The sequence below is a fragment of the Woronichinia naegeliana WA131 genome, from assembly GCA_025370055.1.
Classification (GTDB): domain Bacteria; phylum Cyanobacteriota; class Cyanobacteriia; order Cyanobacteriales; family Microcystaceae; genus Woronichinia; species Woronichinia naegeliana.
In genome coordinates this window covers 7753759-7780687 of sequence record CP073041.1, presented here as the reverse complement: position 1 = coordinate 7780687, position 26929 = coordinate 7753759, and the positions used below count along the sequence as shown (strand labels likewise).

Genomic DNA, 26929 nt, shown 5'->3' with positions numbered 1-26929 from the left:
ACCGAGAGCTACAGCAGGAACTTCTCTAGTCGTAAAATGGCTGCGAACAAAGTTATGAACCATCCAGAAAATATCTAGGACTCGCTGTAACCCATATCCCGTACTAATTTTGAAAAAATAAAAATAGATTCAAAAATAGCAACAGAATAGTTAAAATAAAAAAGCTAACAAACCGAGGAGAAAATGACCCAATTAAACGTTAAAAATCTCGACCATTTAGGAATAATCGCGGCCGTAGTTGATGAACTAGGTCTAGTGGATTATATCAATGAACAGTTACAAGAAAATGACCGTGCGAAAATCAGTGCGGGTCTGGTGGTTAAAGCCATGATTCTCAATGGCTTAGGATTTATTAATTCTCCCTTGTATTTATTCAGGGAGCATCTCACCTCTGCAATAAGTAGAAATACTTAACGAGGTAAATGAAAGAGTCAAAAAAGGTAATCATTTAAATAGGAACAGCGATGACGAAGGACTTGTGGTACATTGTCAGAATTCCAACTCGCACCAGTAATTTTAAGACGATGACCAATTTGTTTAACTTGAGATTCGACAGAGCCAGAGCCAATGGAAATGCCCTCTGCCTGCAAATAACCATAATTGACAATCCGATGTTTATGCTTGTTTAAATAAATGATAAAATTCTCAGCTTGAGGCTCTGACCATCCCTCAAAACAGGAGATAGCGGCATCCACTTCACCCGTCCAAAGAAAAGACTTGACCTCCTCAATTCGCTGGAATGACCCCCCAACTTTATAGAGGTTTTCAATTAAGTGATACCAGTCCAAAATTTCAATTCGCTCATGTTTCTGTCCTATCTCACGAAATAAGTTCCAGATACCATCATGTCCATCTCCCAAACAAATTAAAGGCTTAGCCAAAATTTGAGAATTAACCAAATCTAATAAAGCCGAGTTATCTTGAAAAAAGGCAGCTACCCCCAATTGATGAAAACTGACTCCTTTATAATCACGCCAAATTAAGGGTTCTCCCTTGGGAGTTCTGAGTCGTACCTTCCCACCATCTATGCTAATTTCTTCGACTTCTGTGTTAGAGCCCGTATTCCGTACTAGTCTTGAAAAAATAAAAATAGATTCAAAAATGGCTACAGAATAGTTAAAATAAAAAAGCTAATAAACCCAAGAGAAAATGACCCAATTAAACGTTAAAAATCTCGACCATTTAGGAATAATCGCGGCGATAGTTGATGAACTAGGTCTAGTGGATTAGGGTGCGACCTTTAGTTGATAAAAGCTGTTGTAATCAGGGTTCTACAGGGAACCCATATTGATCAAGTTTTGCCCAAAATTGACTCCATCGTTCCTTGGTCAATACCAAAGCTCGTAGGCTCAAAATAATTCCTGCTCCTTTTTCCTTCCATCGCATCCCTGAACAACATAATCGTTGTTTGACCAACGTCTTACAAGCTGCTTCCGTAACACCTGAACCAATCGGATACTTTTTCTCTAAGTATTCAGCATAATCCATTTGATGCTGATGATTCTCGTAATAAGTAATCGCCGCTTGTAGTTTCTCGGTAAGATTCTTAGAATGACTTTTTTCTTCTTTGACTTCTTTCATCAGATTTAGCAGTTCTCCTGCTTTTCCTTTTTCATGCTTGAGTTCTCGACAATTTTCAGTCAACCATTCTTTTTGTTTTGACACGGTATTCGGATGCAACGCTTCTGCCAAGGCACCTAAGTAACCAGAGGCATGATAGAAATCTAATATCTGTTCTTCCGTTTGCTTTTCTAAAAACTTCCAATTTGATTCTGCCCCGTCTGCTATCCCGACCAATGTTGCCTCTGGATAACGGTTTTTCGCTCGCTCAATTTCTCTTTCTAATCTTTCTAGAAAACTCTTTTTTCCATACTCTGGTGCCGCACCTAGATAGATTGTAGGTTGACGTTCGCCTTCACTATCGTATAGGGAAACGGTTCCCACCATTGCTTCACGGTAGCCATCCTCACACATCAGCATACAGGTTCCATCTAATCCTATTCCCACTGTTGCAATTTGGCTATCCTCCTTGGGCGGGGCATAACTCCACGCTTCTTCTTTTGCCTGTACCACACTTCCTACTGCTTCACTCAATCTTTGGATATAGGATAGCGCTACTTTTCTACCATGATTTTCTAATAAATCATTTTTCACCTCTTTGCCTGCCATCCCTGACATTTTTGAGGATACCTGTTTTGCCAATAATGGCGTTGATGTTATGATTATCCTTGCTTCTCTTTCTAAGGGGCAATACGTTTTTCCTCAAAGGTGAACGCTGATATACATGACGATTCACTATAACCTCACCATAAGGTGTTTGATATTCTTTCGGTTGCTCTCCCTTACTCTTCCAGATTTCTTCACCGATTTTTAAGGGTGAACCATCTGTATCTAAATATTTCAAGGCTTCTTTGCTGGCGATGCAACCTACTTCGTTTAAGCCTTTTTGAATATTTATTTCTGTATCCAACATTGAACGACTGAGTTCTAATGTTAGTTCTATTTTTATCTTTGAACCCTCTACATTAATTAGTTTTGCTGTCATCATTGTTTCCTCTTTGTCACTTTTCATCTCATGTTAACACTTTTCTTTTCCTTCATCAACTAAAGGTCGCACCCGTGGATTATATCAATGAACAACTAGGAGAAAATGACCGTGCTAAAATCAGTGCGGGTCTGGTAGTGAAAGCGATGATTCTCAATGGCTTAGGCTTTATCAACTCTCCTTTATATTTGTTCAGTCGTTTTTTTGAAGATAAACCAGTAGAACATCTTTTAGGAAAAGGAATAAAAGCCAGCGACCTGAATGATGACCGTTTAGGGAGAGTCTTAGATTTAATCTTTATGGCCGGCATCAGCCGTTTGTTTCTCGGAATTTGTCTAAAAGCCGTAGAAATCTTCAAAATAGTGATGAAAAGTTCCCATTTAGACTCCAGTTCATTATCGGTACAAGGGGAATATAAATTATCGGTGGAGAGAGAAGACAAAGAAAGCCAAATAATCCATATCACTCATGGCTATTCAAAGGATAAGCGACCAGACTTGAAACAATTTGTCTTGAATCTAGTCTGTTGGGGGGATGGCGACATTCCCGCTTTTCTCGAATTAGGAGATGGCAATCAAAGTGATAAAAAAGAGTTTGCTAAACTCTTGAAAAAGTTCAATGAGCAGTGGCAATTCGATGGTTTGTATATAGCAGATTCAGCCTTATACAGTGCCGATAACTTGCAAAAGTTAACCGGCATATACTGGTTATGTTCTGTGCCGAAAACGATTAGAGAAGTGCAGGATGCGGTCAGTCAATTAGCCTCGGAGCAATTCATCACAACTGATTTAGAGGGCTATCGTCTTACCTCCTTAGAAAGTGAATATGGGGGAGTCAAACAACGTTGGATAGTGGTAGATAGCGAGCAAAAAAAAGCTTTAGACCTCAAACAACTGACGAAGAAGACAGAGAAAGCAACGGCTCAAGCTCAAAGACAATTAGAACAATTACAGCGTCAGGAATTTGCTTGTCGGGAGGATGCTTTAACCGCCCTGAGCCGATGGGAGAAGAGTTTAGAATGGCATCTTCTTCAAGACCTAACTGTCGTCGAAAAATGTCATTACGGTCATCGAGGTAAACCCCGTCCCCATGAACAGCCCATTCGTCGTAGCTATCATGCCCAAGCCACTTTCAGCCTCAATAGTGCGAAAGTTCAAGCTTCAGAGCGGGCAGCAGGACGTTTTGTCTTGGCGACGAATCAGCTAGATGGAGACTCTTTGAGCGATGAGCAACTGCTTGTCCACTACAAGCAACAGCAAGGGGTAGAGCGAGGTTTTCGCTTCCTTAAAGACCCTCTGTTTTTGGCGTCCAGTGTTTTTCTCAAAACCCCTGAGCGGATTATGGCATTGAGTTTCATCATGGTGTTGTGTTTACTGGTGTACAGCTTGGGACAACGTAAACTGAGACTGGCTCTGGCAGAGCAGGAGGAGACTGTGCCTAATCAGTTGGGAAAGCCGACTCAGCGTCCGACACTGCGTTGGATTTTTCAGATGTTGAGAGGAGTTCATTGGGTTGTACTGGATAATTGTCCCCAAATAATCAATCTAACGCTTGAGCGAGAGAGGATTTTGCGCTTTTTTGGGGCTACTACTTGTCAGTATTATCTTTTGTCATAATGACTTTTCTTATTTTCTTTGTTCTTTTTTTATGTACGGAATGTGGGCTGTAATCCCACAACAGATTTAGCGTAAGTATTTGTACGACGACGAAAGGCGGCTAAATAGCGTCGGATAGCACTATTAAATGCCTCAACGTGGTTGGCATGGACGTCCTTTTCTTCTGGTTTTTCTGTTGTCTCAGGATGTTCTGGTTTCGGAGTTTCTACTTTCTTTAGTTTACCCTCAGAATCTCGACGTTTACTACTTTTATTTTTTAGTCTTACTACAAGACCCTTCGGTAATACTTTGGTGGGACGACCTCGCTTTCCAGTCCTTAATACTTCGTGACAAATATTAAATAGCAGTTGACTATATCGCTTTTCTCCATCTGTAAATAACTGGAGAGATTCTGCACTCCTTTCAAATAATTCCGCTACCGTCATCATTGCCTCTAGAAATAATTTCTGCTCTTTTCGACCACATTTTAAATGCCAAATAAAGCGGCTAGCCCTTTCTATGAGAACGATTGTCCACCCCTCAGAGGCACTTGCTTCTTCATTTTTTCTAACTTTTGTGTATAGTTCATCCCCTTCTATTACTAATTTAACAAATTCATTCACTAAGGCGTATAAAAATAATGTCTCTTGTAATCCTGATAATTTCTTTTCCCAATTCAATATTGTTGTTTTCGCGTAGCCGAATACTCGGGCTGCTGCATTTAATCCTATTCCTTCCATTCTGGCTTTTAATACTTTTACAATTTCACTTAATGGGGTTTCTAAGCCAGCGATTACGCTACCATAAGTCTCAGCAAAACAAGAACTACATTCTTGACAAATGAACATTTTACGTTCCCCGTTACCTTTCGTTTGATAATGAGAATGTATTTTTACTTTTTCACTATAGCAATGAGGACAGTTTTTCTTGAATAAGGCATCCTCTTTCTCTTGGCACAAGCAGCAATTCCAAATTCAAACGGTAACATAGGATACAGACACGATCTTGTTTTTATGGATACAAGAGATATTGACCTAATCTCTGAGTTTTTTTGCATTCCCTCCTCGAATCTCGGTCTCTTAGAGAGTCAGTAACCTGCAAACAAACTTGATCAATCACTAAATAGAGCATTACATTGATTCTAAATATTGGCATTAAACCCCTTGACCGTAAGCACTTCAGGGATTTTGTATTTTTAGCTACATTCTGAATTTGGAATTGCTGTGGCACAAGCCAATATCATTCAGGATTTCCATAGAGCTTTTCTTTAATATTATTGACATTGTTTTCTGTTTCCTTCTTCTTTGATATAATGACAATAATAATAGTATAATAAAAACGGGCCGATGTCTAGTCTTAAACTATTTTTCTATTTTCTCAAAGCCTTACACCATAAATTTTTCCAACTTTGATCAGACGATACCAGTTCCGAGTATGAGACCCGCTACTATATCAGTAGCCTGCCGAGTAATGCTCAAAAATTATCCCAATCTGTTCGTAGTCATTGGTTGATAGAAAACTCTTTACATTGGGTTCTAGACTTGGCCTTCAACGAGGATGCTTGTCGCATTCGTAAGGATTTTGCTCCTGAGAATTTAGCCGTCTTACGCCATATCGCTCTTAACTTGCTCACAAAGGAAAATACTCTGAAACTTGGTATCAAGAATAAACGGCTACGCGCTGGTTGGGACGAGGACTATCTCCTTAAGGTTTTACTTGGATAAGATGCGTTTGCCCTGCCGTCGTATTCCTGACAAGGAAACTCTCAACTCTCAACTCTCAACTCTCAACTCTCAACTCTCAACTCTCAACTCTCAACTCTCAACTCTCAACTCTCAACTCTCAACTCTCAACTCTCAACTCTCAACTCTCAACTCTCAACTCTCAACTCTCAACTCTCAACTCTCAACTCTCAACTCTCAACTCTCAACTCTCAACTCTCAACTCTCAACTCTCAACTCTCAACTCTCAACTCTCAACTCTCAACTCTCAACTCTCAACTCTCAACTCTCAACTCTCAACTCTCAACTCTCAACTCTCAACTCTCAACTCTCAACTCTCAACTCTCAACTCTCAACTCTCAACTCTCAACTCTCAACTCTCAACTCTCAACTCTCAACTCTCAACTCTCAACTCTCAACTCTCAACTCTCAACTCTCAACTCTCAACTCTCAACTCTCAACTCTCAACTCTCAACTCTCAACTCTCAACTCTCAACTCTCAACTCTCAACTCTCAACTCTCAACTCTCAACTCTCAACTCTCAACTCTCAACTCTCAACTCTCAACTCTCAACTCTCAACTCTCAACTCTCAACTCTCAACTCTCAACTCTCAACTCTCAACTCTCAACTCTCAACTCTCAACTCTCAACTCTCAACTCTCAACTCTCAACTCTCAACTCTCAACTCTCAACTCTCAACTCTCAACTCTCAACTCTCAACTCTCAACTCTCAACTCTCAACTCTCAACTCTCAACTCTCAACTCTCAACTCTCAACTCTCAACTCTCAACTCTCAACTCTCAACTCTCAACTCTCAACTCTCAACTCTCAACTCTCAACTCTCAACTCTCAACTCTCAACTCTCAACTCTCAACTCTCAACTCTCAACTCTCAACTCTCAACTCTCAACTCTCAACTCTCAACTCTCAACTCTCAACTCTCAACTCTCAACTCTCAACTCTCAACTCTCAACTCTCAACTCTCAACTCTCAACTCTCAACTCTCAACTCTCAACTCTCAACTCTCAACTCTCAACTCTCAACTCTCAACTCTCAACTCTCAACTCTCAACTCTCAACTCTCAACTCTCAACTCTCAACTCTCAACTCTCAACTCTCAACTCTCAACTCTCAACTCTCAACTCTCAACTCTCAACTCTCAACTCTCAACTCTCAACTCTCAACTCTCAACTCTCAACTCTCAACTCTCAACTCTCAACTCTCAACTCTCAACTCTCAACTCTCAACTCTCAACTCTCAACTCTCAACTCTCAACTCTCAACTCTCAACTCTCAACTCTCAACTCTCAACTCTCAACTCTCAACTCTCAACTCTCAACTCTCAACTCTCAACTCTCAACTCTCAACTCTCAACTCTCAACTCTCAACTCTCAACTCTCAACTCTCAACTCTCAACTCTCAACTCTCAACTCTCAACAATGAAATTGCTGCTTGGGAAAAACACCGAAATGAACAATTGCGTACCATTGATTGGCAATTTACCACTGATGATGCTCGCATCAAACTCAAGCGGCTTTATCCATCAGTTCTACCTTGACTGACTACTAGCCCTCCAACATCAAGCCCAAATGATTTTTCTCCAAAGTCCACCCAGTCTGCTTTTGCCTAAATTCCTTGCCGCTAAACTTGCCTCTTCCCCAAGCCCTGATATGCTTACTTTGTCCTCATAGTCATTACCTTATCTGGCATCCATAAACTTCGCACTGTCCAGTTCCTAATCCATTTTACTAAAATGCACACCCATACCTTATTAGCTCCGGCCAAAATTAATCTTTATCTAGAAATTCTTGGCGATCGCCCTGATGGTTATCATGAATTGGTCATGATTTTACAAAGTATTGACCTCAATGATCAATTACAAATTCGCTCCAATGGGACGGATAATATTCGCCTTTCCTGTCAACATCCTGAGGTTCCCCTGGATCAAGAAAATTTAGCCTATCGAGCCGCTAACCTGATGATAAAAAGTTTTCCCAAGGTTTTTGCGAACTATGGCGGGGTGGATATTTATCTCGATAAGCATATTCCGATTGCTGCCGGATTAGCTGGAGGATCAACCGATGGAGCCGCCGTGTTAGTGGGGATCAATTTGCTCTGGGAATTGGGACTGACCTTGCCTGAATTGCAATCTTTGGCCGCTCAACTTGGCTCAGATTTACCCTTCTGTATTGCGGGGGGAACGGCGATCGCCACAGGTCGGGGTGAACAATTAGATCCTCTGCCGGATCTTGATAATTTGTGGGTGGTATTAGCCAAATCCAAAAGCATTAGCGTTTCGACCCCCTGGGCCTACCAAACCTATCGTCAACAATATGGCCAACATTATCTCCCTCAAAACGAAGTCCGTCAGTCTCGTACCCATCAAATCCATTCAGGGGATTTAGTACAAGCTATCCTCCACAAAAATGGCCCTAAAATTGCCCAACTCATGCACAATGACCTGGAGAAAGTGGTGTTGCCCCATTATGAACCCGTTGCCCAATTGCGAAAAACCCTCGCCGCCGCCGGAGGATTGGGAACCATGATGTCCGGTTCAGGGCCAACGGTTTTTACCCTCTGTTCTTCTCTCGTGGAAGCACAACAGGTACGAGATATTGCCCAGACCAACCTAGCTGACCCCGACCTAGACTTTTGGATCGCCCGCTTAACCAGTACCGGCATCCAAGTAACCCCCTAATCTCCCAAGTCTTCCCCATCTTCCCAGTCCCCCCATCTCTCTCCCACCATGACCGAACCCGCCCCTCCAACCACCGATCCCAAAAAAGATGTCACCCCCTTGCGTTGTTTACTGGGATCCAGCATCTCGGCTGCCCTGGCTTGGGGACTTTATTCCCTGACCAGTGCGATCGCCATTACCTTTGCCACGAAACCCATTCTTTCCCAAAATCAAATCGTACAACGCATCGGTTCAGCCGTCAGAACTTTAGTTTTAGGTGTTGCCTCCATGGCCACCTTTATTTTTGGCTTTGTGGCGATCGGTCTAATCCTCTTAGCCATTCAACTCGTCATTCAAAGCCTAGTTCCAAAAAAAGCCAACGACTAAACTGCCTGTTTCCTCCCCATCTCCTCTTCTCCCCATCCCCCCCTCCTCTTCTCCCCATCCCCTTCTCCCCATCCCCTCTCTCCCGTCTTCCCATTTGGTCAAAAATTTGTTTTGATGAATTAATTAATTCAGATCAGTTTTTTTACAACCAGAGACCTATAAAATCGCGTGAATAAGATCCCCCCTGTCGATCTAGCCCGTCAGTATCAGTCCATTGAAGCCGAAGCTAACCTGGCCGCACTGGCAGTACTTCGCTCTGGATACTATATCGGTGGCACTGTCGTTAGTGACTTTGAGCAACAATTTGCTGATTATGTGGGGACAGAGCATGGGATCGGTTGTAATTCTGGCACTGACGCGCTCTATTTGTCGCTCTTAGCCCTCAATCTTGGGCCAAATGATGAGGTTATTACCGCTTCCTTTACCTTCTTTGCAACGGCGGAAGTCATTACCTTGACGGGGGCGAAACCTGTTTTTGTTGATATTGACCCTGCCACATTTAATCTAGATCCCCAATTAATCGAAGCAGCTATTACACCCCAAACGAAAGCAATTATTCCTGTTCATCTCTTTGGACAGCCGGTGAATATGACCGAGGTCATGGCGATCGCCGAAAAATATAATCTTGCCGTTGTTGAAGACTGTGCCCAGGCAACGGGGGCCGAATGGCAAGGAAAAAGGGTCGGTAGCTGGGGAAAAACTGGGGCCTTTAGCTTTTTTCCCACCAAAAATCTAGGTGGCTGTGGCGATGGTGGGGCCGTAACCTGTCAAGATCCCGATCTGGCCGCCAACATTCGGATGCTCAAAGAACATGGCAGTCGTCAACGCTATTACCATGAGGCGATCGGCATTAATAGTCGATTGGATGCCCTACAAGCTGCCATTTTAAAAATTAAACTTAAACACTTAGAAGACTGGAACCAACAACGCCGCGACTTAGCTCAACACTATACCGAGCTACTTCAGCCCCTCCCCAATCTCATTTTGCCGGGGGAAATTAGCGGCGGTAAGCACGTTTGGAATCAATATACGATTCGCGTTGTAGATGATGGCACGGAGACACGCTCAAAACGAGACAGGCTGAGGGAGAAGCTGCAAGCAGACGGGGTGATCTCAATGGTTTATTATCCCATTCCCCTTCATCTCCAACCCATTTATCTGCCTTTAGGTTATCAAGTCGGATCTTTACCCCATACGGAACAGGTCGCTAAAGAAGTTTTATCCTTACCCCTCTTTCCAGATATGACAGTCGCAGAACAAATCCAAGTCGTATATGCTCTCAAAGAACACTTTTAACAGTTCTGACACAAACAATCAAGGGTTTATCTATTCGGTGTAAATTCATAAAATAGGTGTGTTTATTGTGCCCTTATTGACATCCTCCTTGGCCCGAACGCACGAGGATTTTCAGGACTCGCTCAAAAATCACAGAAATATAGATTTTACAAGGCTTTCAGGATTTTAGATTCTGAGAGTTTTTTATTTTAGGCTAATTTTAGGCCACTTTTGGAGTGGGATAGGGCATGATCTGAGCAGAGGACGTTTAGACAAAGTGCCATGAAGGAAATTAAGCCATTCAACAATAATGGAAGCATTCGTATTAGGTTTCGGGTGAGTGGTTCGACTTTTAATTTCACTCCTATCCCTGGGGGGAAATTCGATAACCCTGATGACCTTAAGGCTGCCCAGGCGATCGCCGCTCAAATTGAAGGGGATCTGCGAACGGGAAATTTTGACCCGACTTTAGCGAAGTATGGCCCCACTGCTTCTATTCAGAAGGGCATTGATGCGGCTAACCAGGCTTTGAAGGAATTGCGAGACAAGCAATCAGGCCATGACCTTAAGGATTTATGGGAAAAGTACAAAACTTTTAAAACTCCCATGATTGCCCCTACTACCCTAAAAATCGATTTTGGGCGGCGGATGAAATTTCTGGAAAATTTACCGACTACCCAATTAAGCGAGGCTGCCAGTATCAGGGACTGGATTAATGCAAGGAAACCACAGCCACAAGCTCATAAAATTTTGACCCAAATTAATGCTTGCTGTGAGTGGGCTTTAATTTCTGGGCTGATTGAGGTCAATCCCTTTGCCAAAATGCCCCAACAGGTCAAGGTAAAGACTGATGAGGATAGCGAGATTAACCCGTTTACAGTCACGGAGAGAGACTTGATTATTGAGGCGTTTGAGCGGGATTTTCCGTTTTATGCGCCGTTGGTTAAATTTTGTTTTTTTACGGGCTGTCGTCCATCGGAAGCGATCGCGGTGGAGTGGAAAGATTTAAGGGGAAAGCGTTTAACCTTTCATTCCACTTTTTCGGATGGTGAATTTGGGAGCAAGCTCAAAACCCAGAAAAAGAGAACGATCACCCTTAATGATCGGGCGATCGCGGCTTTACCAGAAAAATCTAATAATTTAATTTTCCCGTCTCCAAAAGGAAAATTTTTAGACTGGCATAATTTTGCTAATCGGGTATGGCGAAAGGTCTTAAATAGCTTGCCAGAGATTGAATATCGCAACCCTAAGCAGATGAGACACACTTTCATCACTGAGAGGATTCTAGCGAAGGATTCGCCGGTAAATGTGGCTAAATATGTCGGCAATTCGACTACTACGATCTTCAGACGATATTTGGGCAGTGATCGCGCCTATGTCCCTGATTGAGTTAACCAAGATTCAGCAATCTCCCTTGATTCCCGCATGGTCATACATAATTTTACTTTGTCCCCTTGAGATGCCTCAATTAAAGTCACAAAATAACAGCCCAGATCATCAGAGAAATTGACAAAGACTAGACGTTGAGAGGCCGAATTGTATCCTTGGCTGGATATAATTTTTGTTTTTTTGAGCATTGTTATCTCCTAAGTGAATAAATTAAATAAATGGGCGATTAATCCGTTTCATTTTCTGTGTAAGTGTAAGTCCCAAATACAGCCGAATAGCTATCAACTAATTTGCGGTTGTTTCGATAATCAAAATCAACAAAATCATTCAGAAGGAGGGTGAGTTGTCCAATGATTACACAGACTTTTTCCGCCTCGGACTCCTCATCATCATTGCTCTCATTCGTGATTTTGTCGGTATCAATTTGAATGGTGATTAAAGGCATTGTTTTACTCCAAGGATAATTTGATCGCGCTTATGTTCCTGATTGAACATCCCCTGATATGGCTAAGGTACGAATAATTTCTTTCATTGTCTGGAATTGTTCACGGTCTAAGTCAATATCTTTTTGTTGTGAGAGGTGAACGACCCATTTTTTCAGTATTTCGGCAATATCAAGCTCTAGTCCTGGGGTCATTGTTACGGTTATTTTGTCGCCGTATTTTAATTGATTAGACATTTTCGTATCTCCTAAGTGAATAAATTAAATAAATGGGCGATTTAGCAAGGAGAAACTAAAACTTTTACGCCCTTAACGCTGACAACTTGCCAGATCCGAGGGCTAAACTCATCAAACATCTCCTCTCCCATTTGCAAGGGCTTAGAGAAAGAGCGGGGGAGAAACCCTATCCAATCGCCTGCTTCATCAAAAACCTGATACATCGTTATCGTAGGTTTTACTAGTGACATAGATTTACTCTCCTAAGTGAATAAATTAAATAGGGCTTGCTGAAAAAGTCAAAAAACGAAAGAAATGTGGGTTAGGGAAGTATGGACTGAAAAAGCATAGATAACTTATCCTTATGGAAACAAATCAAAATACAGATTTTGTTTAATCTATTGTTCCTTTCTGTCTAAAAAGGTCAACACAAATCACTCCTCACAAAAGAGAGGAAAATTAACACCATTTTTCACAAGAAAAACGACTCTACAACTTTTTACTTTTTGTCTTCTGAAGTAGAGTAGAAAGATTCATTACCAAAAAGTTCATCGCAATTACCGTTTCCGAGGTCTCAGGTAGTTTGGCCATCACTCGACCAAGACTAAATTTCCTCTTTCCCTGTCCGAATTTACCCTCAATGGCATTACGCACTCTTTCATCTGAGCGTGCCTCTTTCTTTTTTTCTTTGCTCACCTCTTTCGGCGGTCTTCCCAATCGGGGACCACTCATTCTTATATCCCTTTCTTTACAATAAGCTCGATTCGCTTTTGTTCGATAGATTTTATCCACATGAACCGATTCCGGATAACATCCTGTTTCCCTTTTATATTCTTCTATTCGCGCTTGTAAATCTCCCGATTCGTTGTAATTATCCCAACTTAATTTGTCTAAGAAGACAAAGCCATTCACATTACTTGCCGATATTTTAGCTCCAAACTCTACTGCTTTTCCCGCTTTTCCACGCACTATTGGACGCACGTGAGGTTGGCTTACACTCACGATTCTGTTTTCTACTTTATTTGTCTTTTTTTCATACATTTCTAACTGTTGCTCATACACTTTTCCTATCGTTACAAGCTCTTCTTGCTCTTTTTTCGTTAGTTTTTCTAACTTTGCTCCCTCTTCTATCATTTTTTCTATATGAGACAAGTTTCTTTTTATATATCCTAGTTGTTTTTTTGTTCCTTTTCTTCTTTCTTTTTTTGACACACGACGTTTTTTTGCTATGGCTAAGTACTCTTTTCTTGCCACTTCCCTATAAGTCCTCGGCTTTTCTTTCCTTTTCTCTTTTATTTCTTCATACAGCTTATCTATTATTTTTTCTGTTTTTTCTCTGGCATCATTCAATATTCCTATATCCGTTGGATATTTTATATCTGCTGGTGTACAAGTCGCATCTAACAATAACTTTCCTTCATTTTCTTTTTTTTCTGACGCTACACCCGTCGCTTTTTTTTCTATTTCTTTATTAATTTTATTTATTAATTCCATTCCTATTTTTTTACGAAAATGAACCATCATTGACGCACTAAATGCTTCTTTGCTACTATAGCTTTCCATTCCTATAAAGTACTGTAAATAAGGGTTCTCTTTTATTTGTTCTACTGTTTCTCTGTCACTTTTTCCTGAAATTTCTTTGATAATTAATGCTCCTAATGCCATTCTAAATGATTTGGCTGGGGCTCCTTTTTTTTCTGTGAAGTTTTTTGCATATTCTTCCTCATATTCTTCCCAGGGAATCATTTTTGACATTTCTATCCAACGATTTTCTTCGTCTAACTGCCCGCCGAACAGATTTTTCAAGTTTTCTGGTGTTTCAATTGAGTACTGTTGCTTTCGGTACATCTGCTTTCTCTCTTCTTAATGCAATGGTTTTGAGGCATTCTACCCTATTTTCGTGCATTCTAGCGGTTCTTAATTCGCCTACTATTTTTCTCCGTAAAGGTTTCAGCTTTTTTCAGCAAGCCCTAATTACAACGAATCGGGAGATTTACAAGCGCGAATAGAAGAATATAAAAGGGAAACAGGATGTTATCCGGAATCGGTTCATGTGGATAAAATCTATCGAACAAAAGCGAATCGAGCTTATTGTAAAGAAAGGGATATAAGAATGAGTGGTCCCCGATTGGGAAGACCGCCGAAAGAGGTGAGCAAAGAAAAAAAGAAAGAGGCACGCTCAGATGAAAGAGTGCGTAATGCCATTGAGGGTAAATTCGGACAGGGAAAGAGGAAATTTAGTCTTGGTCGAGTGATGGCCAAACTACCTGAGACCTCGGAAACGGTAATTGCGATGAACTTTTTGGTAATGAATCTTTCTACTCTACTTCAGAAGACAAAAAGTAAAAAGTTGTAGAGTCGTTTTTCTTGTGAAAAATGGTGTTAATTTTCCTCTCTTTTGTGAGGAGTGATTTGTGTTGACCTTTTTAGACAGAAAGGAACAATAGATTAAACAAAATCTGTATTTTGATTTGTTTCCATAAGGATAAGTTATCTATGCTTTTTCAGTCCATACTTCCCTAACCCACATTTCTTTCGTTTTTTGACTTTTTCAGCAAGCCCTATTTATACCATTTGAATTTGGAATTGCTGCTTGAGATTGGCGCAGATTTCCCCCTTGCCTTATGGAGTGGAGTTCGATTAACCAGGGCGATTACCGATTGTCTTTTGGAAAGCTGGGCGTTCTGCTAGACGTTTGACATAATCAGCGACAGCCGGATAGTCTTCAAACCCAATTTTGAGCATGATCGGTACATAGGCCAAAATAGAACCGACGGCCACATCTGCCACCGTAAAGCGATCGCCGAGCAAAAAGGGTTGCTTTTCCCAGAGACTATTGAGTGCGGTTAACAAACGGGGCATTTCCTTGGCGCGGTTCTGTTCTAAAAAGAGACCATTGCCCAGGGTTGAATTGGCAAATAAGACCCACTGCTCAATGATCGCCTTTTCTGTTAGGGTTGGGGCCGCGGGACTGTACTTTTCCCAGAGATAAAGTAAAATTGCCCCAGATTCCCAAAGGGTGACTTCTTCATCGACAATCGCTGGAACCTTACCAAAAGGATTGATCTGAAGATAGGCTGGCTGTAAATGTTCTCCATTTTTGAGATCGATCAGGACATACTCATAGGCAATCTCGCATTCTTCCAGATACCATTGCACAATTGCGGCTCGACTAAAGGGAGCACCGTAAAGCTTTAGCATATTAACCTCCTAGAGCGTTTGATGGGTATGGGGATGCTGTTTAACATTATCTTCGGTACGGACAACATGGGTTGCATTTAAAACCCGCTTCCTTTCCAGGGAATAGTTGAAATCCTCGCGTTGGCTACCGATGGGAATATGGCTCTGGGCCTGGGGACGGGTTTTATAGGTACGAACCGTTGCCAAAACTCTAGGAACAAAATCATCGCAAAATTGAGCCGTTTCAGGAAATTCAGCCAATTTCTGGGGGGTATCTACCGCGATCGCCGCTTTGACAGGTATCGCCCTGGCCCAACGAAAGGACGTAGGAACCCCTTTTAAAATTGCTTCTAGGGCTGCGGAAGGAATAGGTTCAATGACATCAACGGCATGAAACTCACCATCTTCTTTCAGGTAACAGGTTGCTAATCCAAGTACGCAATAATCATCGGGCTGGATCTCAGGCGCATTAGAAAAAATTGTCGTAGTTGCCATAGAATATTTGTTTTAACGAGGATAAAAACGTGACATACTCCCAGCACTAACCGCTTAGGCGGTACATTGGGGGCTTCTCCCACCAGAAAGTCGTTCTACGATGGAACTGGACTGGAGCGTTTTATAGTGAGACGATGCCCAACCCCACTTTTTGAAATTTCTTTTTCATCCTATTTGAACCATGCAAAGGAGTCGCTTGTTATTGATCGAATCTTCTTCATTGAAGAAGTGCCAACAATCAGAGGCTTATCAGACATCTTACGGGAAGGAAATCAACCCTTATGGCAATCAGGTTCTTTATTGCCTTGTCCAAATAATAACACTTCTTGTTAATCTTCGCGGCATTGAGCCACTCGATTAACTCGACTTTCATCCCATCGCTCACCTGTCGGTAGAGCGTGGGGCTTCCCATCGAACTAGCTAACCGGCTTTCTTGCGCTACTCAGGCGGAAATGCTCGTGACAATTTTTGAAGGCGATCGCCTACCAATCCAAAAACAGTACATTACAATGATTTCGATCGCATATTGCCACCTATTGAGAGCGTTGCCAAGCTTGCCAAAAAGTGTAAATTGCTAAGATAATTAGCAAGCCATTAAAACTAAAAGCAATCAACTGATTGGGTAATTTCGGTAAATAACGAGTGCTAATTTGGGCCCCGATTAAGCCACCAATTCCCAACAAAAAGCCTGGATAATATAAAACATTGCCCTGAACGGTGTGGCCTAAAACGGCGGCGATCGCGGTAATAATAATCACCCCTAAACTGGTTTGAATAGCTACCTTAATCAGTTCACCCAAAAGTAACATTTGCAACGGAACCATAATAACTCCACCGCCAACCCCAAATAAACCGGCTAATAGTCCTGCTATACCACCTGTTCCGATACGAGCTAGGGTTAGAAATTGGGGAGATGCGGAGACTGGGGGAGATGCGGAGGTTGGAGGAGATGGGGAATTAGCTTGTTTTTCTAATCCTTGACGCAGACGAATCAGAAATAGATTGACCATTAATAGCAAACCAAAACCATAAAGCAATAGAGCCGCAGAAAAACGACCAGCTAAATAAACCCCTAGTTGGGAAGTCACTAATGCTGGTAAGCCTAATCCTAAAACACGATTTCGATCAAAATAGCCCATACGCCAATTTTGCAGACTACCGGACAGCGACGTTATTAACACCGATAAACTACTGGTGGCGACAGCATGTAACGGCGAATAATGAAGGGCAACTAAAAGAGGAACTAGCATGGTTCCTCCCCCAATGCCCAACAAACCTGCTAATAAGCCTGAAATCAAACCCCCGAAAAGTAAAATCCAATTACTATCGATCATCTTTCATGGTTTCCAAAATGCTCTGCTCAGGAAGGGTTGCTGTGTTTATCGAAGGTGCGATCTGATCAACACTGCCCCTTGTCGAATGGCTCAATAAATGTTAACACTAATGATGTTCTATGTAGCTGTGGAGCCAAGGGAAAGCCCTCATGGGAGAATTTTTAGACAACATTGCCCGTTATCCCCGTTATTTGATTAGTTTTAGCCTAGGAATTTTCTTTTCTTTTTTTGGTTGGTTAAAACCGCTACTCAAAAATCCTATTTCAGCGATCGCCCTGGTCGGCATTTTAGTCGGTGTCTTCCTCTTTCTCTTTTTTACCCTGAAAGCCATGTTAGGATTAACAACAGTGTAGGGTCAAAAATTATCAAACTAGCCCTCAGAATTTACCTAAAATTTACCTAAAATTTACATAAACAGTAGGGAGCAAAATACTATGGCTACAGGTCGTCGCGTTTCCCGTGTCTCTTCACTGATTAAGCGGGAAGTCAGTCAAATGTTGCTCTACGATATCAAAGATGATCGGGTTGGAGCCGGTATGGTAAGCGTGACTGAGGTGGAGGTTTCTGGTGATCTGCAACACGCCAAAATCTTTGTCAGTATTTACGGCACGCCCGAAGCTAAAACCGAAACCATGGAGGGTTTGCGTTCCTCAGCCCCCTTTGTTCGTCGAGAATTGGGACAAAGAATGCGACTACGCAGAACCCCAGAAATTGCCTTTTTAGAAGATACTTCCCTCGAACGGGGCGATCGCATTTTGCATTTATTAAATGATCTACATTTGCCAGAGGAAGTTCAGGCATCAGAAATTCAAGAAGCGGAAACCGCGTCCTCTTAGGGATAACGGGAAATCTCTTAATCAGAATGACGAGTTGTCTTTGCGTTGAAAACCTAAACTATACCTATCCTGATGGCACTCAAGCTCTCATGGATATCAATATCCGCATTAACGAGGGTGAAAAGGTTGCTTTGATCGGAGCGAATGGTTCCGGCAAATCGACCCTACAATTTCATCTCAATGGTTTATTGCAAGCCCAGAGTGGCAAGGTTTGGGTGAACCAATCTGCGGTGATTCCAGCCAATTTTACCCGTATTCGTGCTTGGATTGGCTTAGTCTTTCAAAATCCCGATGATCAGTTGTTTATGCCAACGGTCGAGGAGGATATTGCCTTTGGCCCCAAAAATTTAGGGGTAAAGGGGGCCATCCTCAATCGCCTTGTTCGAGACTCTCTAGAAGCCGTTAATCTCGATCCGGATCACTATCTTCACCGTAATCCTGAACACCTCTCCGGTGGTGAAAAAAAGCGGGTGGCGATCGCGGGTGTATTGGCCATGCAGCCCCAAATTTTGGTTTTAGACGAACCCTCTGCCCAACTCGATCCCCGTTCCCGACGGCAGTTAATTGAACTTTTAGCTCAGTTGCCTGTTACCCAATTGATTGCTACCCATGATTTAGATCTGGCCCTTGAACTCTGCGATCGCAGTTTGGTACTGAGTCGAGGCCATCTCGTCTATGACGGTTCCATCTGGCCATTGATGGCTGATCACGCTTTTTTAGCACGCCATGCCCTAGAATCGCCTCTAAGCTTTGCCCGTCCCTATTGCAACCTCAAGGATCACCCCCTTAGCTCCGTTTAGAAAAATTTTCAAGCTAAGACTTGCCAGGGATAAATTTTTTTGCTACGCTAATAAAGCAGTGAAAATAAGCCGGGATAGCTCAGTTGGTAGAGCAGAGGACTGAAAATCCTCGTGTCGGCGGTTCAATTCCGCCTCCTGGCATTACTAAGACCTATATGTAGTGAGGGGTTCAGCCCCAAAACGCTACCGATAGAAGTTGTCTAAATTGGCCTACGGCCTAAAGTGGCCTAAATCTGGCCTAAAATTAAAAACTTTAAGAATACTGAACGAACAAGGGAACCTCTTTAATTCCCTGAGCAACCAATTTTTTGACCGCCGCCTCAAAAGCAGAGAAGCGATCGCCGGAAAGCACAATACAGCCGAGAGAACCTGGGGCATTGGCATCACGATGAATCCCAAAATCACCCCTTACACCACCCTTGTCTGTTGTCACGGTATGGGGTGAAATAACGTAAAAAGCCCCTTCTACTCCCTTGACTGCATTCATGGCTATAGGAATCAAATTAACCTTCCAGAATGGAAGCCCACAACGATATTGAGGGGGAAGCAAGCCCCCTTTCTTGTGAAAGCTTTCTGGCTGTTGAGAATTTTCCTGAGAGCTTGTGGCAACAAAGATTTGCACTGTTCCTTTAGACAAAGAATTAATAGATAATCGTCCCTGATCTAATCCTTTGTCACGGTCAAAATGAAGCGAAAAAATGAAGAAATAATCCATAAAACCTCTTATTATTTTACTTGATGACGGGTTTGATTGTAAGTTGAAAAATCGATAGTCATTACAGTCCATAAGCGGGTACCGACTATCGCTAGTATGGACAGCGTTAGTCCAGTTATAATAAGTCGCGCTATCCCAAACTGGGTTTCTAATCGAGTATAATCCGTTAAAATTTGAGCAAATTTTTTTTTGGTCTCCTCTTCATCAACTTTAGTCGATGCTTTTAAAGAATCAATATCACCGGCAAGGCTTTTTAGTTGGTGCGAGATTAATTGAACGTCCGATCTTATGGCATAAACGATGGCGGTAATTGATTCATTTTCTTGCATAAGAATTAATCCTCAAGCCGTTGCGACTCGAACTTCAAACGTTTGAGCAATGGGATCGTTAATATACTCATAGGTGATAGAAAAACTATCCTGGATAATCCTGTAATGGGGAATATCCCCTGCTAAAAGACCAGTTAACGGGCTATTTGCATCATACCAACTAGCCGGAAATTGCAAGCCGTTCACCTTGGTTGTTAGGGCGTTGGTTTTGTTCGTAATTGCACTAGCTATACTGGTAGTTCTTAGGGTTGCATTTGCGATCAGCAAACCAAATAATCCTGCTATCCAATCTCTAGCATCAACGCTAATTGTTGAGGGGTGAGAGCCGCCATAGAGGGCAATGTCAGAGGCAAGTAATAGAATGCCAGCCCCAGGAATAGCCCCTTCATTAGCGATTTTTAAGCAATCAGGAAAAATCTGTTCAAGTGAGCAACCCCCAAGCCCTGCATTAGTGCCAATAGTCGGCAAAGGAGGGGCATAAGTCGTTTTATTTGATAAGTCCTGAATCCATTGAAAGGTAAGACTAATAGATTCAGTTGACTGGTTGACTCCTGTGCCTTGCGGATTGCTTTTTACTATAGATGCAAACCCCAAGGGGGGCGTAGTTGCTGTATTTTTATACACTGCATTGAGTAAAGCATAGATAGCTTTTCCTTCTTTCGTGATTTCAGAAGTATCCGTAAATTCACTACCATTAAACCCTGGAAGATCGGACGGGGGAATAAAAATTCCTTGGGGAACTCCATTGCCTGATCCGGCTGTTACAGCTGAGTCATAAAAGTTGCAAATTGCTATTTAACCTCCTGATGAAAGTTCAAAAACTTTTGTGGCGATCGCGTCAATAGTGGCTGGGGTGAGTTCAAGCTGCTGTCCTGCTTCAAGGCTAAGAGTGGCATCAATAGGAGTAAAGGGAGTCCAAACGGTGACATGCCATTCTGTGTTGGTTTCCCATTTAGGGCTTGCTGAAAAAAGCTGAAACCTTTACGGAGAAAAATAGTAGGCGAATTAAGAACCGCTAGAATGCACGAAAATAGGGTAGAATGCCTCAAAACCATTGCATTAAGAAGAGAGAAAGCAGATGTACCGAAAGCAACAGTACTCAATTGAAACACCAGAAAACTTGAAAAATCTGTTCGGCGGGCAGTTAGACGAAGAAAATCGTTGGATAGAAATGTCAAAAATGATTCTTTGGGAAGAATATGAGGAAGAATATGCAAAAAACTTCACAGAAAAAAAAGGAGCCCCAGCCAAATCATTTAGAATGGCATTAGGAGCATTAATTATCAAAGAAATTTCAGGAAAAAGTGACAGAGAAACAGTAGAACAAATAAAAGAGAACCCTTATTTACAGTACTTTATAGGAATGGAAAGCTATAGTAGCAAAGAAGCATTTAATGCGTCAATGATGGTTCATTTTCGTAAAAAAATAGGAATGGAATTAATAAATAAAATTAATAAAGAAATAGAAAAAAAGCGACGGGTGTAGCGTCAGAAAAAAAAGAAAATGAAGGAAAGTTATTGTTAGATGCGACTTGTACACCAGCAGATATAAAATATCCAACGGATATAGGAATATTGAATGATGCCAGAGAAAAAACAGAAAAAATAATAGATAAGCTGTATGAAGAAATAAAAGAGAAAAGGAAAGAAAAGCCGAGGACTTATAGGGAAGTGGCAAGAAAAGAGTACTTAGCCATAGCAAAAAAACGTCGTGTGTCAAAAAAAGAAAGAAGAAAAGGAACAAAAAAACAACTAGGATATATAAAAAGAAACTTGTCTGATATAGAAAAAATGATAGAAGAGGGAGCAAAGTTAGAAAAACTAACGAAAAAAGAGCAAGAAGAGCTTGTAACGATAGGAAAAGTGTATGAGCAACAGTTAGAAATGTATGAAAAAAAGACAAATAAAGTAGAAAACAGAATCGTGAGTGTAAGCCAACCTCACGTGCGTCCAATAGTGCGTGGAAAAGCGGGAAAAGCAGTAGAGTTTGGAGCTAAAATATCGGCAAGTAATGTGAATGGCTTTGTCTTCTTAGACAAATTAAGTTGGGATAATTACAACGAATCGGGAGATTTACAAGCGCGAATAGAAGAATATAAAAGGGAAACAGGATGTTATCCGGAATCGGTTCATGTGGATAAAATCTATCGAACAAAAGCGAATCGAGCTTATTGTAAAGAAAGGGATATAAGAATGAGTGGTCCCCGATTGGGAAGACCGCCGAAAGAGGTGAGCAAAGAAAAAAAGAAAGAGGCACGCTCAGATGAAAGAGTGCGTAATGCCATTGAGGGTAAATTCGGACAGGGAAAGAGGAAATTTAGTCTTGGTCGAGTGATGGCCAAACTACCTGAGACCTCGGAAACGGTAATTGCGATGAACTTTTTGGTAATGAATCTTTCTACTCTACTTCAGAAGACAAAAAGTAAAAAGTTGTAGAGTCGTTTTTCTTGTGAAAAATGGTGTTAATTTTCCTCTCTTTTGTGAGGAGTGATTTGTGTTGACCTTTTTAGACAGAAAGGAACAATAGATTAAACAAAATCTGTATTTTGATTTGTTTCCATAAGGATAAGTTATCTATGCTTTTTCAGTCCATACTTCCCTAACCCACATTTCTTTCGTTTTTTGACTTTTTCAGCAAGCCCCATTTAGTCTGTCCTTTGATTGCAATTCTTCTGTCATTAATTGCTATACTTGGCACGGTCATAGATTATAGATTTTCGCCCCCTGAATCCCCCAATACTGGGGGACTTTGAAACCCATAAATAGAGAATGTTTCCCCCCAAAGTTGGGGGCTAGGGGGGCTAAACTAAAAAACGCAAATTATCGCCGTGCGAGGTATAAGTTAGACGGGAAAAAGAATAGGGTGCATCCCACTTAAGATAATACATTGACACTCAAAAGAGGAGAGTGATTGAGATGGGTGCGACCTTTAGTTGATAAAAGCTGTTGTAATCAGGGTTCTACAGGGAACCCATATTGATCAAGTTTTGCCCAAAATTGACTCCATCGTTCCTTGGTCAATACCAAAGCTCGTAGGCTCAAAATAATTCCTGCTCCTTTTTCCTTCCATCGCATCCCTGAACAACATAATCGTTGTTTGACCAACGTCTTACAAGCTGCTTCCGTAACACCTGAACCAATCGGATACTTTTTCTCTATGTATTCAGCATAATCCATTTGATGCTGATGATTCTCGTAATAAGTAATCGCCGCTTGTAGTTTCTCGGTAAGATTCTTAGAATGACTTTTTTCTTCTTTGACTTCTTTCATCAGATTTAGCAGTTCTCCTGCTTTTCCTTTTTCATGCTTGAGTTCTCGACAATTTTCAGTCAACCATTCTTTTTGTTTTGACACGGTATTCGGATGCAACGCTTCTGCCAAGGCACCTAAGTAACCAGAGGCATGATAGAAATCTAATATCTGTTCTTCCGTTTGCTTTTCTAAAAACTTCCAATTTGATTCTGCCCCGTCTGCTATCCCGACCAATGTTGCCTCTGGATAACGGTTTTTCGCTCGCTCAATTTCTCTTTCTAATCTTTCTAGAAAACTCTTTTTTCCATACTCTGGTGCCGCACCTAGATAGATTGTAGGTTGACGTTCGCCTTCACTATCGTATAGGGAAACGGTTCCCACCATTGCTTCACGGTAGCCATCCTCACACATCAGCATACAGGTTCCATCTAATCCTATTCCCACTGTTGCAATTTGGCTATCCTCCTTGGGCGGGGCATAACTCCACGCTTCTTCTTTTGCCTGTACCACACTTCCTACTGCTTCACTCAATCTTTGGATATAGGATAGCGCTACTTTTCTACCATGATTTTCTAATAAATCATTTTTCACCTCTTTGCCTGCCATCCCTGACATTTTTGAGGATACCTGTTTTGCCAATAATGGCGTTGATGTTATGATTATCCTTGCTTCTCTTTCTAAGGGGCAATACGTTTTTCCTCAAAGGTGAACGCTGATATACATGACGATTCACTATAACCTCACCATAAGGTGTTTGATATTCTTTCGGTTGCTCTCCCTTACTCTTCCAGATTTCTTCACCGATTTTTAAGGGTGAACCATCTGTATCTAAATATTTCAAGGCTTCTTTGCTGGCGATGCAACCTACTTCGTTTAAGCCTTTTTGAATATTTATTTCTGTATCCAACATTGAACGACTTAGTTCTAATGTTAGTTCTATTTTTATCTTTGAACCCTCTACATTAATTAGTTTTGCTGTCATCATTGTTTCCTCTTTGTCACTTTTCATCCCATGTTAACACTTTTCTTTTCCTTCATCAACTAAAGGTCACACCCATTGAGATAAGCACATCGTAGCCGAAGAATACGAGAAACATTATGAAGATGCCAACGTGCTCCCGACAATTTAACCCTAGCTCCCACCTGTTTAATCTTAGACTCCACATCACCAGAACCAATCACAATACCAAGCTGTTGATAGTATTGGTAATCAGGGATACGCTGATAATGCTTCGTCAAATAGGCTTGAAAATTCTTTGCCCTCTTGCTTTTGACTCCATCAAACGCATCTATTGCCTTGTTCACAAAACCCCGCCACAGTAAATGCTCCACTGCTTCTAGCCGTTTGAGAGAGCCACCCACTTTGAACAGATTCTCCTTGAGATGATACCAATCCAACACCTCTCGTCGTATCAGCCACGATTGAGTGGCGAAACTCTCTACCGCATTCCAGATTGCGGGATGACCATCTCCCAAAAAGGTCACTATTGGAGACAAAGGTTGAACATTGCTCCAATTCTTTAAGCCCTCTGGGTCTTGGAAAAAGGCTTCACAGACATTGCCATGAAGACTCACCAGTTTATAATCTCGCCACTGTCCCCCTTCCTTCTCCTCGCCCCGCAGACAAATCTTTCCCCCATCTATACTGACCCCCGCACTCTCTGACTGAGCTTGAGCTAAGGGCAGTTCTGTCCGTTCTACCAAGCGATGTAAACTGCTATGTCCTACTTTTATCCCCATCAACTCCTCTATATCTTCTTCTGCTTGTTGGTAGGATGTTTTCGCACTGGCTCTTAGACAGCATTTCTCTAAACCTGGACTTAAGACGATTTTTGGCGACACCTTTAGTTTTCTGGCTTGTTTTTGGCTTATTTCCACTTCTCCGACTAGGGTTTTGATTTTTCGCTTGTTTCCAGACCGTTTTTTTCCCCCTTCTGAAAAAAAAACTCCCCCATTGTTGGCCCCACAATTTCTAACATCTGGGTTCTGACTTCTACTTCGATGCTTCCAAAGTCCTTCTGTTTCTCTGGTTCCGTATATTTGCGCAGGATACGGGCTGATTCGGTGAGATGCTGTTTTAACAGTGCTTTTTCTTCTGGGGGAATCGGTAACATACTTTTTTCGCTCATCAGTTTTTTTCCATTTTACCCCAGATTCTATGTAGGGCTTGCTGAAAAAGTCAAAAAACGAAAGAAATGTGGGTTAGGGAAGTATGGACTGAAAAAGCATAGATAACTTATCCTTATGGAAACAAATCAAAATACAGATTTTGTTTAATCTATTGTTCCTTTCTGTCTAAAAAGGTCAACACAAATCACTCCTCACAAAAGAGAGGAAAATTAACACCATTTTTCACAAGAAAAACGACTCTACAACTTTTTACTTTTTGTTTTCTTTTTTGTCTTCTGAAGTAGAGTAGAAAGATTCATTACCAAAAAGTTCATCGCAATTACCGTTTCCGAGGTCTCAGGTAGTTTGGCCATCACTCGACCAAGACTAAATTTCCTCTTTCCCTGTCCGAATTTACCCTCAATGGCATTACGCACTCTTTCATCTGAGCGTGCCTCTTTCTTTTTTTCTTTGCTCACCTCTTTCGGCGGTCTTCCCAATCGGGGACCACTCATTCTTATATCCCTTTCTTTACAATAAGCTCGATTCGCTTTTGTTCGATAGATTTTATCCACATGAACCGATTCCGGATAACATCCTGTTTCCCTTTTATATTCTTCTATTCGCGCTTGTAAATCTCCCGATTCGTTGTAATTATCCCAACTTAATTTGTCTAAGAAGACAAAGCCATTCACATTACTTGCCGATATTTTAGCTCCAAACTCTACTGCTTTTCCCGCTTTTCCACGCACTATTGGACGCACGTGAGGTTGGCTTACACTCACAATTCTGTTTTCTACTTTATTTGTCTTTTTTTCATACATTTCTAACTGTTGCTCATACACTTTTCCTATCGTTACAAGCTCTTCTTGCTCTTTTTTCGTTAGTTTTTCTAACTTTGCTCCCTCTTCTATCATTTTTTCTATATCAGACAAGTTTCTTTTTATATATCCTAGTTGTTTTTTTGTTCCTTTTCTTCTTTCTTTTTTTGACACACGACGTTTTTTTGCTATGGCTAAGTACTCTTTTCTTGCCACTTCCCTATAAGTCCTCGGCTTTTCTTTCCTTTTCTCTTTTATTTCTTCATACAGCTTATCTATTATTTTTTCTGTTTTTTCTCTGGCATCATTCAATATTCCTATATCCGTTGGATATTTTATATCTGCTGGTGTACAAGTCGCATCTAACAATAACTTTCCTTCATTTTCTTTTTTTTCTGACGCTACACCCGTCGCTTTTTTTCTATTTCTTTATTAATTTTATTTATTAATTCCATTCCTATTTTTTTACGAAAATGAACCATCATTGACGCATTAAATGCTTCTTTGCTACTATAGCTTTCCATTCCCATAAAGTACTGTAAATAAGGGTTCTCTTTTATTTGTTCTACTGTTTCTCTGTCACTTTTTCCTGAAATTTCTTTGATAATTAATGCTCCTAATGCCATTCTAAATGATTTGGCTGGGGCTCCTTTTTTTTCTGTGAAGTTTTTTGCATATTCTTCCTCATATTCTTCCCAAAGAATCATTTTTGACATTTCTATCCAACGATTTTCTTCGTCTAACTGCCCGCCGAACAGATTTTTCAAGTTTTCTGGTGTTTCAATTGAGTACTGTTGTTTTCGGTACATCTGCT

Annotated in this window: 21 protein-coding genes, 1 tRNA gene and 8 pseudogenes; 13 read left to right on the top strand and 17 right to left on the bottom strand. The window is 41.3% G+C overall.

The features are described from left to right. The first annotated feature begins 183 nt into the window (after positions 1-183). A complete protein-coding gene (locus tag KA717_39690; protein UXE61389.1) occupies positions 184-414 on the top strand; it encodes a DUF4277 domain-containing protein in 231 nt (76 codons plus the stop codon). A 17-nt stretch (positions 415-431) separates the two neighbouring features. Here the strand turns inward: KA717_39690 and KA717_39685 are convergent. Continuing rightward, positions 432-1046 (bottom strand): annotated as a pseudogene (locus KA717_39685) (ISKra4 family transposase). A 217-nt stretch (positions 1047-1263) separates the two neighbouring features. Continuing rightward, positions 1264-2545 (bottom strand): annotated as a pseudogene (locus tag KA717_39680) (ISKra4 family transposase). A gap of 74 nt (positions 2546-2619) precedes the next feature. Here KA717_39680 and KA717_39675 point away from each other — a divergent pair. Continuing rightward, the gene (locus KA717_39675; protein ID UXE61388.1) at positions 2620-4161 is read left to right on the top strand and encodes an IS1634 family transposase; all 1542 of its coding nucleotides are present in this window, start codon (positions 2620-2622) and stop codon (positions 4159-4161) included. Positions 4162-4190: 29 nt separating this feature from the next. Here the strand turns inward: KA717_39675 and KA717_39670 are convergent, their stop codons facing one another. Next, on the bottom strand, positions 4191-5099 hold the full coding sequence (locus KA717_39670; protein UXE61387.1) for an IS1 family transposase: 909 nt from the start codon (positions 5097-5099) through the stop codon (positions 4191-4193). Between the two features lie 468 nt (positions 5100-5567). Here KA717_39670 and KA717_39665 point away from each other — a divergent pair. The 5 genes and pseudogenes from KA717_39665 to KA717_39645 all read left to right on the top strand — a co-directional run bounded on the left by KA717_39665 (position 5568) and on the right by KA717_39645 (position 11586). Further along, a pseudogene (locus KA717_39665) lies at positions 5568-5864 on the top strand (ISAs1 family transposase). A gap of 1747 nt (positions 5865-7611) precedes the next feature. Continuing rightward, a complete protein-coding gene (gene ispE, locus KA717_39660; protein ID UXE61386.1) occupies positions 7612-8556 on the top strand; it encodes a 4-(cytidine 5'-diphospho)-2-C-methyl-D-erythritol kinase in 945 nt (314 codons plus the stop codon). 48 nt (positions 8557-8604) lie between these two features. After that, positions 8605-8922, top strand: coding sequence for a DUF3082 domain-containing protein (locus tag KA717_39655; GenBank protein ID UXE61385.1), 318 nt, complete (start codon positions 8605-8607; stop codon positions 8920-8922). 168 nt (positions 8923-9090) lie between these two features. Then, positions 9091-10218 carry a DegT/DnrJ/EryC1/StrS family aminotransferase gene (locus KA717_39650; protein ID UXE61384.1) on the top strand — a complete coding sequence of 376 codons (1128 nt, stop codon included), beginning with the start codon at positions 9091-9093 and terminating at the stop codon, positions 10216-10218. A 261-nt stretch (positions 10219-10479) separates the two neighbouring features. Beyond that, entirely contained in the window at positions 10480-11586 is a 1107-nt protein-coding gene (locus KA717_39645) for a tyrosine-type recombinase/integrase (protein UXE61383.1), read from the top strand. Positions 11587-11812: 226 nt separating this feature from the next. On the opposite strand, the gene KA717_39640 is transcribed toward KA717_39645, so the two are convergent. From KA717_39640 to KA717_39625, 4 genes and pseudogenes are all read right to left on the bottom strand, one after another. Further along, entirely contained in the window at positions 11813-12031 is a 219-nt protein-coding gene (locus tag KA717_39640; protein ID UXE61382.1) for a hypothetical protein, read from the bottom strand. 30 nt (positions 12032-12061) lie between these two features. Then, positions 12062-12265: a hypothetical protein gene (locus tag KA717_39635; protein UXE61381.1), complete on the bottom strand. Its 204-nt coding sequence runs from the start codon at positions 12263-12265 to the stop codon at positions 12062-12064. A 41-nt stretch (positions 12266-12306) separates the two neighbouring features. Continuing rightward, positions 12307-12495: a hypothetical protein gene (locus KA717_39630; protein ID UXE61380.1), complete on the bottom strand. Its 189-nt coding sequence runs from the start codon at positions 12493-12495 to the stop codon at positions 12307-12309. A gap of 259 nt (positions 12496-12754) precedes the next feature. Then, positions 12755-14092, bottom strand: a pseudogene (locus tag KA717_39625) (IS5 family transposase). A 124-nt stretch (positions 14093-14216) separates the two neighbouring features. On the opposite strand from KA717_39625, the pseudogene KA717_39620 reads away from it, so the two are divergent. Further along, positions 14217-14600: pseudogene (locus KA717_39620) on the top strand (transposase). A gap of 284 nt (positions 14601-14884) precedes the next feature. Here KA717_39620 and KA717_39615 read toward each other — a convergent pair. The 3 genes from KA717_39615 to KA717_39605 all read right to left on the bottom strand — a co-directional run bounded on the left by KA717_39615 (position 14885) and on the right by KA717_39605 (position 17169). Then, the gene (locus tag KA717_39615; GenBank protein UXE61379.1) at positions 14885-15445 is read right to left on the bottom strand and encodes a glutathione S-transferase family protein; all 561 of its coding nucleotides are present in this window, start codon (positions 15443-15445) and stop codon (positions 14885-14887) included. Between the two features lie 9 nt (positions 15446-15454). After that, positions 15455-15919: a hypothetical protein gene (locus KA717_39610; GenBank protein UXE61378.1), complete on the bottom strand. Its 465-nt coding sequence runs from the start codon at positions 15917-15919 to the stop codon at positions 15455-15457. Positions 15920-16452: 533 nt separating this feature from the next. Further along, complete coding sequence (locus KA717_39605) at positions 16453-17169, bottom strand: sulfite exporter TauE/SafE family protein (GenBank protein ID UXE61377.1); 717 nt, start codon at positions 17167-17169, stop codon at positions 16453-16455. Positions 17170-17402: 233 nt separating this feature from the next. Here KA717_39605 and KA717_39600 point away from each other — a divergent pair, with 233 nt between their 5' ends. The 4 genes from KA717_39600 (at position 17403) to KA717_39585 (ending at position 19030) form a co-directional block, all read left to right on the top strand. Further along, positions 17403-17606 carry a DUF751 family protein gene (locus tag KA717_39600; GenBank protein ID UXE61376.1) on the top strand — a complete coding sequence of 68 codons (204 nt, stop codon included), beginning with the start codon at positions 17403-17405 and terminating at the stop codon, positions 17604-17606. 81 nt (positions 17607-17687) lie between these two features. Further along, positions 17688-18089, top strand: a complete 402-nt coding sequence (gene rbfA / locus KA717_39595) for a 30S ribosome-binding factor RbfA (protein ID UXE61375.1) — start codon at positions 17688-17690, stop codon at positions 18087-18089. A gap of 26 nt (positions 18090-18115) precedes the next feature. Continuing rightward, on the top strand, positions 18116-18889 hold the full coding sequence (locus KA717_39590) for an energy-coupling factor ABC transporter ATP-binding protein (GenBank protein UXE61374.1): 774 nt from the start codon (positions 18116-18118) through the stop codon (positions 18887-18889). A 68-nt stretch (positions 18890-18957) separates the two neighbouring features. Next, positions 18958-19030 (top strand) — tRNA-Phe (locus tag KA717_39585). A 112-nt stretch (positions 19031-19142) separates the two neighbouring features. Here the strand turns inward: KA717_39585 and KA717_39580 are convergent. Genes KA717_39580 through KA717_39570 form a run of 3 tightly spaced genes read right to left on the bottom strand, consistent with a single transcriptional unit; the run spans position 19143 to position 20557 of the window. After that, complete coding sequence (locus tag KA717_39580; protein UXE61373.1) at positions 19143-19604, bottom strand: hypothetical protein; 462 nt, start codon at positions 19602-19604, stop codon at positions 19143-19145. An 11-nt stretch (positions 19605-19615) separates the two neighbouring features. Then, entirely contained in the window at positions 19616-19933 is a 318-nt protein-coding gene (locus KA717_39575; GenBank protein ID UXE61372.1) for a hypothetical protein, read from the bottom strand. Between the two features lie 12 nt (positions 19934-19945). Beyond that, positions 19946-20557: a hypothetical protein gene (locus KA717_39570; GenBank protein UXE61371.1), complete on the bottom strand. Its 612-nt coding sequence runs from the start codon at positions 20555-20557 to the stop codon at positions 19946-19948. 454 nt (positions 20558-21011) lie between these two features. Between KA717_39570 and KA717_39565 the strand changes: the two are divergent. Next, positions 21012-22348, top strand: a pseudogene (locus tag KA717_39565) (IS5 family transposase). 537 nt (positions 22349-22885) lie between these two features. On the opposite strand, the pseudogene KA717_39560 reads toward KA717_39565, so the two are convergent. The 4 genes and pseudogenes from KA717_39560 to KA717_39545 form a co-directional block, all read right to left on the bottom strand. Beyond that, positions 22886-24167: pseudogene (locus tag KA717_39560) on the bottom strand (ISKra4 family transposase). Positions 24168-24226: 59 nt separating this feature from the next. Beyond that, a complete protein-coding gene (locus tag KA717_39555) occupies positions 24227-25084 on the bottom strand; it encodes an ISKra4 family transposase (GenBank protein UXE64926.1) in 858 nt (285 codons plus the stop codon). Then, positions 25072-25314, bottom strand: coding sequence for a hypothetical protein (locus tag KA717_39550; protein ID UXE61370.1), 243 nt, complete (start codon positions 25312-25314; stop codon positions 25072-25074). The genes KA717_39555 and KA717_39550 overlap by 13 nt, the downstream gene beginning before the upstream one ends. A gap of 273 nt (positions 25315-25587) precedes the next feature. Next, positions 25588-26924 (bottom strand): annotated as a pseudogene (locus KA717_39545) (IS5 family transposase). Positions 26925-26929 lie beyond the last annotated feature (5 nt).